This window comes from Streptococcus mitis (genome assembly GCF_002860865.1).
In the GTDB taxonomy this organism is placed as follows: Bacteria; Bacillota; Bacilli; order Lactobacillales; family Streptococcaceae; genus Streptococcus; species Streptococcus mitis_AT.
Genome location: NZ_PKIE01000001.1, coordinates 345802 through 358623, shown reverse-complemented (window position 1 = coordinate 358623; position 12822 = coordinate 345802). Strand labels below are relative to the sequence as shown.

Below are 12822 nucleotides of genomic sequence, written 5' to 3'. Positions count from 1 at the left end.
CAGAGTCTTATTTTATTTCAATAAAACTTGCTAATTTGTCTAGTAGCAAGCTTTACTGAGACAAAATGACTTTGTCTCAACTCTTAAAAAGCGGCCGATGGCCGCTTCCTAAGAAATAACTTCCATCCATTATTTTTCAGGAACTTTTACGCTTCCATCAAGGATTTTAGCTTTAGCATCTTCGACAGCTTTTTTACCTTCTTCTGAAAGGTTTGTCACTGCCAAGTCAACCCCTTTATCTTTCAATGAGTAAACGATCACTTGACCGCCAGGGAATTCACCTTTTTCTGCCTTGTTAGAAATATCTTTTACAGTTGTACCAACTTGTTTCAAAGTAGATACAAGAACAAAGTTTGATTCTTTACCATCTTTAGAAGTGTATTTACCTTCTGCTTCTTGGTCACGGTCAACACCGATAACCCAAACTTTTTCATTTTCAGGACGGCTTTCGTTAAGTGATTTTGCTTCTGCAAAGACACCTGCACCTGTACCACCAGCTACTTGGTAAACAATATCTGCACCAGCTGCGTATTGTGCGGCTGCAATTGTTTTACCTTTAGCAGCATCACCAAATGAACCAGCGTAGTCAACTTGTACTTTGATAGATGGGTCTACTGACGCAACACCAGCCTTGAATCCTGCTTCAAAACGAGAGATAACTTCTGATTCCATACCACCTACAAAACCAACTTGTTTTGTTTTAGTTGTTTTGGCTGCAGCCACACCAGCGAGGTAACCTGACTCATTATCAGCAAATGTTACACTAGCAACATTCTTTTTATCTTTAATCACATCATCAATCAAAACATAGTTCAAATCAGTGTGCTCTTCTGCTGCATCTTTAACTGCATTGTGAAGGGCAAAACCAACACCGAAGATTAGGTTGTAACTTCCAGCCGCTTGTTGCAAGTTGTTAGCATAGTCAGCTTCACTTGTTGATTGGAAGTAAGTAAAACCTTTATCTTTTGAAAGATTGTGTTCTTTACCCCAAGCCTGCAAACCTTCCCAAGCTGATTGGTTGAATGATTTATCATCAACACCACCAGTATCAGTGACGATTGCTGCTTTTGTCTTCACATCAGAAGATGAATCTGCCTTACGAGAAGAGCGGTTACCACATGCAGCAAGTCCAACTGCTGCCACTGCAACTAGACCAAGGCCTAGCCATTGTTTCTTGTTCATTACTGAACCTCCTAAATAAGATGTGCAACGATGTTGCAAGTATGGATTGGTTGGCCACAAGGACCGTGCCACTCAAAGAGCGACTCAGACTAATTTAAGTCTGTAAAAGAGTATGGAAGTAACTCCCCGACCGTCATCTCGACCGTCGATTTATCTTTTGCGACTAAGGTCACTTTTAGATCTTGTTCAAAAAATTCGACCATTACTTGGCGACAAGCACCACATGGTGAGATTGGTTTTTCAGTTTGACCATAGACAATCAATTCTGAAAATTCTCTTTGTCCTTCAGATACAGCCTTAAAAACGGCTGTTCTCTCACCGCAATTGGTCAAAGGATAGCTAGCATTTTCGATATTCACTCCCGTGTAAACACTTCCGTCTTTTGCCACTAAAACTGCTCCGATAGGAAAGTTAGAATAGGGGACATAGGCATGTTTGCTGGTTTCAATTGCCAGTTCAATCAACTCAGTAGTCGCCATCTGCCAATTCTCCTTTTAGAATTGCTACCCCAGCTGACGTTCCGATACGGGTCGCCCCAGCTTCCACAAAGGCAAGAGCATCTGCATAAGAACGAGCTCCGCCAGCAGCCTTGACACCCATTTCAGATCCAACTGTTTCACGCATCAATTTGACATCTGCTATCGTAGCACCACCAGTTGAAAAGCCAGTAGATGTTTTAACAAAATCAGCTCCAGCTTTTTGAGCTAATTGGCAAGCCACAACTTTTTCTTGGTCGGTCAGCAGACATGCTTCAATAATGACTTTTACTAACTTGTCACCACTTGCTTCCACTACTGCACGAATATCAGACTCAACCAAGGCTAAATCACCTGATTTGAGAGCCCCAACATTGATCACCATATCAATCTCATCTGCACCATTTTGGATAGCTTCTTTTGTCTCAAGTGCTTTCACAGTTGAAGTTGTTGCTCCCAAGGGGAAACCTACTACTGTGCAGACCTTGACATCTGTGCCTTCAAGCCTTTTTTTAGCATGTTCAACCCAGGTCGGATTAACGCAAACACTGGCAAAATCATACTCTCTAGCTTCAGACAACAAACAATCAATTTGATTTTCTGTTGCATCTTGTTTTAAAAGCGTATGATCGATATATTTGTTTAATTTCATATTCGGATTCTCCTGCGGTTTATGAGATAATTTCTATAATTTCTCGTAAACTTTGCACCCTATCATTTATTCTAACATATTTTTGAAAATCTGTAACTAGCTGAGGAGAAATTTTTCCATTTGTGTATACTTTTGCAACAATTTCTCCCTTTTGAACGGAATCTCCAACTTTCTTTTCAAAAACAATTCCTGTTTCATAGTCCAAGGCATCAGACTTGACTGCACGGCCTGCCCCCAGTCTCATAGCATAAAGCCCAAATTCCATAGCTGGAAGAGCTGAAATGACACCCGTTTCCTGAGCAGGGATTTCCACCACATGGGCTACATTGACAGGACGATAGAGGTCTTCCAAGTCTCCACCTTGGGCTTGGACCATCTCCTCAAACTTAGCCAGTGCTTGACCATTTTCAAGATGTTTGCGAACTTCTTCAACTGTTTTATTTACATTTGCCAGGCCAAGCATAATTTGAGCCAATTCGCATATAAAATGGGTAATATCCTGACGGCCTTGCCCTTGTAAAATCTCCAATGCTTCAAGGATCTCCAGACGATTTCCAATCGCTCGTCCCAAGGGCTGACTCATATCCGTAATCACTGCTACTGTTTTTCTACCAACTGCCTTACCAAGTTCCACCATGGTTTGAGCCAATTCACGCGCCTCATCAACCGTCTTCATGAAGGCCCCCTCACCGACAGTCACGTCTAGCAAAATAGCATCCGCTCCTGCCGCAATTTTCTTGCTCATCACCGAACTCGCAATCAAAGGGATCGTGTCAACAGTTGCGGTCACATCACGTAGGGCGTAGAGAAGCTTATCCGCTTTGACCAGCTGGTCTGATTGCCCAATGACAGATACACCAATATCCTGAACCTGACGAATAAAATCTTCTTGACTGCGCTCGACTTGATAGCCCTTGATTGATTCTAACTTATCAATCGTTCCACCCGTATGGCCGAGACCACGACCACTCATTTTTGCCACAGGTACACCGAAGCTAGCAACAAGGGGAGCCAAAATCAAGGTCACCTTATCACCAACACCACCCGTAGAATGCTTGTCAACCTTAACCCCATAAATAGCTGATAAATCAAACTCTTGACCTGTCTGAACCATTTTCATAGTTAGGTCAGAGATTTCTCGAGTCGTCATTCCTTTGAAATAAACAGCCATAGCAAAGGCAGACATCTGATAATCAGGGACAGTTCCTGACACATAGCCTTCAACTAACCACTCAATTTCACTCGAAGTCAGTTCTTGACCATCTCGTTTCTTTTGGATTAAATCAACTGCTCTCATTCTTTCACACTTCTAAGGATATAATATCCCTTATTTTTTTTGACGATTTCACAATTCCCAAACACATCTTCCATCTTTGACTTAGCACTTGGAGCCCCTTGTTTTTTCTGGATAACGATTGTCAAATCCCCACCAGTTTCCAAGAAATCTTTACTTTTCTCAATGATTTCATGAACCACTTGCTTGCCCGCACGAATAGGAGGATTAGAAATGACATGGTCAAATTTCCCTTTAACTTGTTCATAGATGTTGGACTGGAAAATCGTCGCTTCTACTTTATTTCGTTCAGCATTTTGTCGCGCCAAATCCAAGGCACGATTATTGATATCGACCATGGTCGCCTGAACTTCATAAGCCTTAACCAAGGACAAGCCCAGAGGCCCATAACCACAGCCTACATCAAGGACAGTTTCTCCTTGGTTGACCTCAAGACACTTGAGCAAGAGTTGACTCCCAAAATCAATCATTTTCTTGCTAAAAACACCCGCATCCGTCAAAAAGGTCATTTTTTCTCCCAACAAGTTCACTCTCAACTCATGAATGTCGTGAGCAGCGTCAGGATTTTCTGCATAATACATTTTACTCATGAAACTATTTTACCATAATTTGACTTAAATTGTAAATCGTTTACAAATTGATAATAAAACGAAAAAGACTGAAGAAAGCTAGTAAGTAAAACATTTTCTTCAATCTCTTTCAACTTTTATAAACGAATGACAAGCCATTGGGAGCTATAAGGTATCACAGTCAAGATAAAACAACAAATTTATTGTCTATAATCAAGCGCATTTTTATTACGATCGCTTAACCTTACAATACTTTATTATTAACAAAATTCCCAACAAAATGTTTAGATAAAAGCCCAACTGATACGTTTTTGTCAGGAATTCCAAACTTGTCCAAAGTCGTACCAAATCTTCTAGCGACATACGGAAAAGATACCCTTCAGTAGCAATCCATAGAACTAAAAAGAAATAACTACCAGCAGCAAGCCATTTCATCCACCGTTTTTTTAGGAAGAAAGCAATCAAGAGCGAACAGATAAAGATAGCTGTTACAATGGCATGTTCCATCAAAAAAGTAAAACCGTAATAGGTTTCCACAAAACGTCTACCATTATCCGCATTGGCTCCTTTTAAAAAAGGTAGTGCAAAACTTAAAATAAAACAAAGTTCCAATATATAACGTTTTAAGATTTTCATAGTACACCTCCTATAAGTTCTAACCCTCAAAGCCCCCTTTATTAGCTTATAAATCAGTAGAAAGTAGCTCCTACTTCATCTATAAATTGGTCAACCTCTATCTACCTCTATCTACCTCTATTATACGATATTGGCTTACTATCATCAAGAAACCGCTTTATTTTTTTAGCTTTTTATGGTATGATAGACAAAATATCTAGGGGAAAACAAATGACCAACGAATTTTTACATTTTGAAAAAATCAGCCGCCAGACTTGGCAATCGTTACATCGAAAGACAACACCTCCTTTGACAGAAGAGGAATTAGAATCCATCAAGAGTTTTAATGACCAGATTAGCTTGCAGGATGTTACCGATGTCTATCTCCCCCTAGCCCATCTCATCCAGATTTACAAGCGTACCAAGGATGATTTGGCCTTTTCAAAAGGAATTTTCCTTCAACGTGAAAGCAAATCCCAGCCTTTTATCATTGGGGTTTCTGGGAGTGTTGCCGTTGGAAAATCCACAACCAGTCGCCTACTTCAAATCCTACTGTCCCGTACCCTTACAGATGCTACGGTTGAGTTGGTAACAACTGATGGCTTTCTCTATCCTAACCAGACCTTGACTGAGCAAGGGATTTTAAATCGCAAGGGATTTCCTGAAAGCTATGATATGGAATCACTACTCAACTTCTTGGACCACATCAAAAATGGACAAGATGTAGATATTCCTGTCTATTCTCATGAAGTCTACGACATCGTACCTGAGGAAAAGCAAAGCGTTAAAGCTGCTGATTTTGTGATTGTTGAGGGAATCAATGTCTTTCAAAATCCACAAAACGAGCGTCTCTATATCACTGACTTCTTTGACTTTTCCATCTATGTTGATGCGGCAGTCGATGACATCGAGAGTTGGTATCTGGACCGTTTCTTGAAAATGCTAAGTCTAGCCCAAAACGACCCTGATAGCTACTATTATCGTTTTACTCAAATGCCGATCGGGGAAGTGGAATCCTTTGCCCATCAAGTCTGGACCAGTATCAATCTCACAAATCTACAAAATTATATTGAACCAACCAGAAACCGTGCGGAAGTGATTCTGCATAAAACAAAGAACCATGAAATCGATGAAATTTACTTAAAAAAGTAATTTTCCCTTGTCAAAACGTAAGTTTTCAGATATAATGGTATAGTTAGTAAATATGGAGGTAAGAACATTGGCAAACATTAAATCAGCTATCAAACGCGCTGAATTGAACGTTAAACAAAACGAAAAGAACTCAGCTCAAAAATCAGCTATGCGTACTGCTATCAAAGCTTTCGAAGCAAACCCATCTGAAGAACTTTTCCGTGCTGCTAGCTCAGCTATCGATAAAGCAGAAACTAAAGGTTTGATTCACAAAAACAAAGCAAGCCGCGACAAAGCTCGTCTTTCAGCTAAACTTGCTAAATAAGAAACAGTCCATAGAGGCTGTTTTTTTGTCCTCAAATAGGAAAAGGTAGAAAATGAAAATTGCAATTATCGGATATTCTGGTGCTGGTAAGTCAACTCTAGCTGAAAAGTTGTCTCACTACTACTCCATCCCAAAACTTCACATGGACACACTCCAATTTCAACCTGGTTGGCAAGACAGTGACCGCGAATGGATGTTGACCGAGATGAAAAACTTTCTTACCAAGCATGAAGCTTGGGTCATCGATGGAAATTATTCTTGGTGCTATTACCAAGAAAGAATGCAGGAAGCTGACCAAATCATCTTTCTCAACTTTTCCCCATGGACTTGTCTATTTCGGGCTTTTAAACGTTATCTCACATACCGAGGCAAGGTCAGAGAAAGTATGGCAGCTGGTTGTCAAGAACAATTTAATTGGGAGTTTATCAGATGGATTCTTTGGGACGGACGGAGCAAATCCGCTAAGGAACGCTACAAGTGGATTCAAAAAAACTATCCATATAAAGTGGTCATCCTCAGATCACAAAAAGAGATAGACCAATTTCTAGATAAGAAAAGGAAGTCCTCCAATTCATAAAGAAGGGCTTCCTTTTTGGCTATAATTAGTCTGCAATCAAGGTTTCCAAACCAACCTTCATCATATCAGTGAAGGTATTTTGACGTTCTTCTGCAGTTGTGTCTTCGTCTGGATTGACCAAGCTATCAGAGATAGTCATGATAGCTAGCGCGTCAACATGGTGTTGGGCTGCCAGATAGTAAAGAGCTGCTGCTTCCATTTCCACAGCTTTAACTCCCCATTTACCAAGCTCGATGTTCTTTTCAAAGTAGTTTGAGTAAAAGACATCAGATGATAAAACGTTCCCAACGTGGGTTGTCATACCGAGTTCTTTGGCGATATGGTAGGCCTTGTCCAGCAAATCAAAGTTAGCGATTTGTGGAAAATCGTACTGTGGCCAGTCATTACGGACGATGTTTGAGTTGGTTGCCGCTGCCTGCGCCAAAACTAATTCACGAACGTGAACATCTTCATTCAATGAACCTGCTGTTCCCACACGGATCAATTTTTTCACACCGTAGTCAACAATCAACTCACGCGCATAAATCGAAATAGATGGCATCCCCATCCCAGTTCCCATGACTGATACACGGTGGCCCTTGTAAGTACCAGTGTAACCAAACATGTTACGTACTTCGTTAAAACAAACAGCATCTTCAAGGAAATTCTCCGCAATAAACTTAGCACGAAGAGGATCCCCAGGAAGAAGAATTTTATCAGCAATTTCACCCTGCTGAGCAGCAATATGGATAGACATAATATAAGATACCAAACCCGTCAAAAAGCAAAGGGAAAATAGGAGTTGGGTGCAGTGAGCGATGCTCGCTAGACCAACTATCTTTTTCCCACTGCTTTTAGGGTGGGTTCAATTCCTTTCTTTCTTAATTTTGATGATATTGAGAAGATTAGACCGGCTTCAATTCAAACCTGAACTCCCCTTCTCTTCTGAGTTTTTAGAAAAGTTTTCCGCTCGTGTTCAAATCAGAACACACGCTCTACCTTTCTTTATTTTATATTGAGAAAGATACCAAACCCGTCAAAAAGCAAAGGGAAAATGGGAGTTGGGTGCAGTGAGCGATGCTCGCTAGACCAACTATCTTTTTCCCACTGCTTTTAGGGTGGGTTCAATTCCTTTCTTTCTTAATTTTGATGATATTGAGAAGATTAGACCGGCTTCAATTCAAACCCGAACTCCCCTTCTCTTCTGAGTTTTTAGAAAAGTTCTCCGCTCGTGTTCAAATCAAAACACACGCTCTACCTTTCTTTTTTTATTTTTATATTTCATAGCTAGGAAAAATCGGATTCAATCATGACTCCGATAAGCCTACTTCTTTTTTATTTCAAACAGTTATTGATAAATTGACAATAGTTTTTAATCTTTTAAGATAAATCTTTGATTAGAAGAAACGGTCATTCTCTATCTTATTACTCTATTCTTTGACTTCTGACACAGTATGTTAGCCCAAGAAAAACGGTCTAATATTTTTGCAAATTCATAGGCTAAAACAGCTGTTACTAAGAGATACGGAAGAGAATCTAAACCTAGCCCAGTGAAACCTATTACTAATCCGGTTGCAGACCAGGGAGCCCTCAAGGTCACAGACAAAAAGCAAACAGATCCCAAAAGCAAAATGCTTGGCTGGCTGTCGAAACCTAAAATCATGCCCAAGAGAGCAGCTCCAGCCATCCCCAAGGCAAAAGATGGCGTAAGGGTACCACCATAGGCCCCTGCCCACAGAGTAATAAGAACGACCATTGCTTTTAGGATAAACAAGAGGAACACTGTTTTGCCATTGCTACCATTCAATACTTCCTGAGCCATCATACGTCCATTTCCAAGTAGATGTGGAAAATAACTTGCCAACCCAGCAAGAAAAAGAAAAGCTGTAGGCAATGTGAGAAGTACTCGTTTATCTTTTATCCTGTTTGAAGACACTTCTTTACTCAAGCGGCCAAAAAGCCAAGCTAGTGGGCTTAAGAAAAGAAGTAATAAGGGAATAATCCATATTTCCTTTAATGACCATGTAATGGCTGGAATATGGTAGAGAGCCTGATCTGAAATAACCCAGCCTGCTATATAGGTTGAGACATAGGTAGTCAAACCGACTAAGATAAATCGTTTAATAGATAGAGCAATTCCTAGAGTTTCAAAAACAAAGAAGACACTTGTTAATGGAACCTGATAGACAGCTGCTAAACCAGCACCAGCACCACAAGCAAGGAGAAAGATTTGATCCTTCTTAGAGAGAAAACATATTTTTCCAATTGGTCCTGCAAATAGAGTTCCAATCTCTCGTGGCGCAGCTTCTTTACCAACAGGTGCTCCCCCTCCAACTGCAATAATCTGCCAAATTGAATGAAATAGCTGTTTTAAAAAATGAAGTTTGTATTGTGAACTCTCATCCTTCATCTGTACTTTAATGGAAAAAATCTGTGATTCTTTTTGCAAGAAATACCAGACCAAGGATGAGCTGACACCCACGATTATTAAACTTAATCCTATCCGCGATGAGGAAACTCCATCTGTCAAGAATACAGTTTGATGCTCTGATTGACCAACAGCTATCCCCTCTATTATCTTTAAAAGATAATGTAGAAAAATACCAGATAAACCTGAAACTATTCCTTGCAAAATGACTGCTAGGAATAATTTAAAATTATAAGGGATTTTCTGAAAAATACTCCTCAATTCTTTTAACATAGTAATAATTCAGCAAAAACGGCTTTAAGCAAGCCTTTAAAATCACCTTTAACACACTCAGTCACTTCTATAACCTCTCCGTGGTTAATCTCTTCTTTGAAACCAGTAGTATAGTTAGTAATTCATAAAATTCCTAGAAGTTTCAAACCTGAATAGGCTACAACAACAACTTCAGGAGTAGTTGACATTCCGACCACATCTGTTCCAAGCATCTTATAGGTACGAATTTCTACTCGTATTCAAATCCAAACACGCGCTCTACCTTTCTGTTTATACTCTTCACAAATCTCTTCAAACCACGTCAACGTCGCCTTGCCGTATATATGTTATTGACTTCGTCAGTTATATCTACAACCTCAAAGCAGTGCTTTGAGCAGCCTGCGGCTAGTTTCCTAGTTTGCTCTTTGATTTTCATTGAGTATTCATTTTCTTCTTTCACAGAGAGCTACCTGAGTTCTATTCAAGCTCAGGTAGTACTTTCTTATAAACTAGACAAACTAACTGTCATTGTACCATCAGATTACAAGACATCATCATCACTCACCTTAGAATTCAATGTTGTTCCCCAGTGAGTAATTTTTCGATGTGGTTGGGCGAGAAGAGGTCTGTTGTCATAGATTGTTTGCCATCTATTCCAGATAAGACCTGTTCTCTTTTCGATCTTAATTCGAAGATTTCTCATATTTTCTTTAATTGGAAGGTTGAGTACAAAACCTGCAATCTGGTTACGTCCATTTCCTTCCCAAGAATGACTTCGAACAACTGAATGACCATTTTTATCTACTGTAACTTCTTCCCAAGTTATAGAATAGCGTGCAATGTAAGCTCCACTATGCTGAATAGTTAGGGTTTTATCTTTTACAGGAGTATAATTTAACACTTGTACTGGCTTAGAAGTTGGTGTTGTCACAGCATTCTTAGCCATAAATCGAAACACTTCTACTTCTGCTAGACTGAGAGCTTGATTTTTCTGACGCAATTGAATACGGACACGGCGACCCAACTTGCCATCCAATTGAAGATCTAGACGATTTCCTTCTAAACGAGAAACATATTTTCTAGTAACTTCTGTTCCTTTTTCATCATATAAAATCACATCAAAATCTGCCAAACGTTTGGAAAGTTCGCCATCTCCACGATTATAAAGGCGGACAAGTCCTACCTGTTCTGTACGACCTAAATCAACTTCCCACCAAGGCTGATTTTCAAATTTTGTATGAGTAATTGATTGCTGGCTGTAGTTACTATTGGTATTTCCATCTAGAGCACGACTAGCATCTCCTCCAAACTCAGTAGAGCTTTGGCGTGCTTGCTTTTTCCATGCGATATTCTCAGCACGCAAGACTTGAACTTCTGCGAGACTGAGAGCATTGTAACCATCTAACTCAATACGGACAAAACGAGCTTTTTTATAGTCAATTGCAATTTGTGCAGAGATATCTTTCAGAGATGCAATGCGCTTTCTGTCAATTTCTTTCCCAGAACTATCTAAAAGAATCACATTAAAATTGGTAAGCCTATCCTGAGCAGTATCTGTTCGATTATAGATATTGATTTGACGAATCGTTTCTTCCTTATCTAAATCAACTTGCCACCAAGGCTTAGATTGAAACTCTGTATGCGTTACAGAATGATGAGCATAATTCCCATCAACTTTTCCATCCACAGCCCTTCTAGCGTCACCTCCAAAAGCTGTCGAACTTTGGGTAACCCGTTTCCCTAGAGCTATATTTTCAAGAGGTTCAGCGCTTGGTTGACTAGATGACAGAGGGACTTGTTGTTTCTTAAAGAAAGAAATTTTTTCCAGTTTTGGATCACGGTAACCCTGCTTGTCCAATGTTGTTCGTTTTCCAATATTAAAGTTTGGAATATCATTCATACGACTTTCAAAATAGCCACGCGAACGGTGTTTAACATTGGCGCTTCCTGTAGATGTCACCACATCACTATCATTTTGTAGCACAGATGTAACCACATTGTCGTTATCCACTACATAATGTTTAATTTTTCCATTTACAGCAAGCTTCCGACTTTCTAGTCCTACATCCCAGAAACCATTTTTTGCATTCCAGATTGTTCTTGAAGTAATGACCTTAGGTGCATTAAATGTTGTCACTTTTTTCAAAACATTATTATAAAAAGTAGGATATTTCTGATAGGCTTCAACTGCTGCTATTTGAGCTAGATAGCCTCCTAGTGAATGACCTGTCATATAGAGATTGGTTATAGTGGAATCCTGCGCCAATTCTTTTACCACATTACGGATATCATCCGCTTGTGCAGGTTTATTTCCTCCTAGCAAGGTCAAGTCAGTTCTCAAATCTTTGGCATCATTCAGTCTGGTCCCTCTAATAGATAACATTTGAACCGTATGATCCTTTAGATAAGGAAGATCACTCTTAGTTTCAAATAGATAAGCATCCAAACCACTAGCTGTATGGTAAGCTTTTTTCATCTTCCAAAACGGGGCTAACTCATTGTGCATCATCTTATATTCTTGACGATTCAAGTAGAGACTCGGAAATGGATTTTTATGATCTAGAATTTTTTCGATATAGTCATCATCACGATAGGATAACTCCATGAAGAGAAGAGCGTCTCGATCTGTAACATACCATTGTTTCTTATTATCATCTTCCCCATCTGCTAATCCGTCTCCATCACTGTCCGCCAGTAATGGATGACTGTTATATCCTAAATAGTCCTTACCATCTTTACGATAAACATAAAGTTCATCCTTATTTTTGATACCATCCTGATCGTCATCACCTTCTAAATCAAGGACTTTTTCACCATAAAGAGAATTGTCAAACAAATCATTTTCTGAGTGCAGTTCTCCTTTTGAGATTTTCAAAAGATCTTCTGCTGTCACAGGACGAGAAGTTGTAGACTCATCCTTTACATTTTCCTCTTTATTCACTTCTTCAGGAACTAGAGCAGGCTCTGTTTTATGGGATTCCAGCTTTTCTCCTTCCTTCTGATTTTTAAGGACTTCTTTTGTTTCCGGAGCTGGTTGGATAACTGCCACTCTTTCCTCTATGAGAGGCGTTTCCTGTTTTTTATCAGTATTTTCTAGTTTTGTCGGACTATCCGTTGCATTTACTACTAGAGGAGTTTCGTTTTTCACAACTGGACTTCCTTCATTGGCAGAAATTCCTGTCGGTGCTAAAAAAGCAAAGCCAACTGCAACAGATACAACTCCGATACTTAATTTTTTTATGCCAAAACGCATTATTCGTTGACCGATTTTCATTCTTTTCTAACTTTCTTTTATTTTCCCCTATTTACCAATAATTGATAAATAAGCATGTGATAAATTTT

General features: G+C 39.5%; 12 protein-coding genes and 1 pseudogene. 3 read left to right on the top strand and 10 right to left on the bottom strand.

Annotation, left to right across the window (positions count from 1 at the left end; translation table 11 throughout):
- Nucleotides 1–129: 129 nt before the first annotated feature.
- The 6 genes from CYK18_RS01855 to CYK18_RS01830 all read right to left on the bottom strand — a co-directional run bounded on the left by CYK18_RS01855 (nucleotide 130) and on the right by CYK18_RS01830 (nucleotide 4809).
- Entirely contained in the window at nucleotides 130–1182 is a 1053-nt protein-coding gene (locus tag CYK18_RS01855; RefSeq protein WP_101784719.1) for a BMP family lipoprotein, read from the bottom strand.
- Nucleotides 1183–1271: 89 nt separating this feature from the next.
- Entirely contained in the window at nucleotides 1272–1661 is a 390-nt protein-coding gene (locus tag CYK18_RS01850; protein ID WP_101784717.1) for a cytidine deaminase, read from the bottom strand.
- The gene (gene deoC / locus CYK18_RS01845) at nucleotides 1648–2310 is read right to left on the bottom strand and encodes a deoxyribose-phosphate aldolase (protein ID WP_101784705.1); all 663 of its coding nucleotides are present in this window, start codon (nucleotides 2308–2310) and stop codon (nucleotides 1648–1650) included. The genes CYK18_RS01850 and deoC overlap by 14 nt, the downstream gene beginning before the upstream one ends.
- Before the next feature lie 19 nt (nucleotides 2311–2329).
- Nucleotides 2330–3607 carry a pyrimidine-nucleoside phosphorylase gene (locus CYK18_RS01840; protein ID WP_101784703.1) on the bottom strand — a complete coding sequence of 426 codons (1278 nt, stop codon included), beginning with the start codon at nucleotides 3605–3607 and terminating at the stop codon, nucleotides 2330–2332.
- Entirely contained in the window at nucleotides 3604–4194 is a 591-nt protein-coding gene (locus tag CYK18_RS01835) for a class I SAM-dependent methyltransferase (protein ID WP_101784701.1), read from the bottom strand. Before CYK18_RS01835 ends, CYK18_RS01840 begins: the two co-directional genes overlap by 4 nt.
- A gap of 207 nt (nucleotides 4195–4401) precedes the next feature.
- On the bottom strand, nucleotides 4402–4809 hold the full coding sequence (locus CYK18_RS01830) for a hypothetical protein (RefSeq protein ID WP_101784699.1): 408 nt from the start codon (nucleotides 4807–4809) through the stop codon (nucleotides 4402–4404).
- Nucleotides 4810–5019: 210 nt separating this feature from the next.
- Between CYK18_RS01830 and coaA the strand changes: the two genes are divergently transcribed.
- The 3 genes from coaA (at nucleotide 5020) to CYK18_RS01815 (ending at nucleotide 6821) form a co-directional block, all read left to right on the top strand.
- Complete coding sequence (gene coaA, locus CYK18_RS01825; RefSeq protein ID WP_101784697.1) at nucleotides 5020–5940, top strand: type I pantothenate kinase; 921 nt, start codon at nucleotides 5020–5022, stop codon at nucleotides 5938–5940.
- A gap of 67 nt (nucleotides 5941–6007) precedes the next feature.
- The gene (gene rpsT / locus CYK18_RS01820) at nucleotides 6008–6244 is read left to right on the top strand and encodes a 30S ribosomal protein S20 (RefSeq protein ID WP_001274000.1); all 237 of its coding nucleotides are present in this window, start codon (nucleotides 6008–6010) and stop codon (nucleotides 6242–6244) included.
- 52 nt (nucleotides 6245–6296) lie between these two features.
- Complete coding sequence (locus tag CYK18_RS01815) at nucleotides 6297–6821, top strand: DNA topology modulation protein (protein ID WP_101784695.1); 525 nt, start codon at nucleotides 6297–6299, stop codon at nucleotides 6819–6821.
- 25 nt (nucleotides 6822–6846) lie between these two features.
- Here CYK18_RS01815 and deoD read toward each other — a convergent pair whose 3' ends face one another.
- From deoD to CYK18_RS11185, 4 genes and pseudogenes are all read right to left on the bottom strand, one after another.
- Entirely contained in the window at nucleotides 6847–7557 is a 711-nt protein-coding gene (deoD, locus tag CYK18_RS01810; protein ID WP_101784693.1) for a purine-nucleoside phosphorylase, read from the bottom strand.
- Nucleotides 7558–8217: 660 nt separating this feature from the next.
- The gene (locus CYK18_RS01805) at nucleotides 8218–9501 is read right to left on the bottom strand and encodes a chloride channel protein (protein ID WP_101784691.1); all 1284 of its coding nucleotides are present in this window, start codon (nucleotides 9499–9501) and stop codon (nucleotides 8218–8220) included.
- A pseudogene (locus CYK18_RS01800) lies at nucleotides 9495–9731 on the bottom strand (phosphorylase family protein); the annotation flags it as partial. The gene CYK18_RS01805 and the pseudogene CYK18_RS01800, both read right to left, overlap by 7 nt.
- Before the next feature lie 290 nt (nucleotides 9732–10021).
- Nucleotides 10022–12754 carry a galactose-binding domain-containing protein gene (locus CYK18_RS11185; RefSeq protein WP_101784689.1) on the bottom strand — a complete coding sequence of 911 codons (2733 nt, stop codon included), beginning with the start codon at nucleotides 12752–12754 and terminating at the stop codon, nucleotides 10022–10024.
- Between the last annotated feature and the right edge of the window lie 68 nt (nucleotides 12755–12822).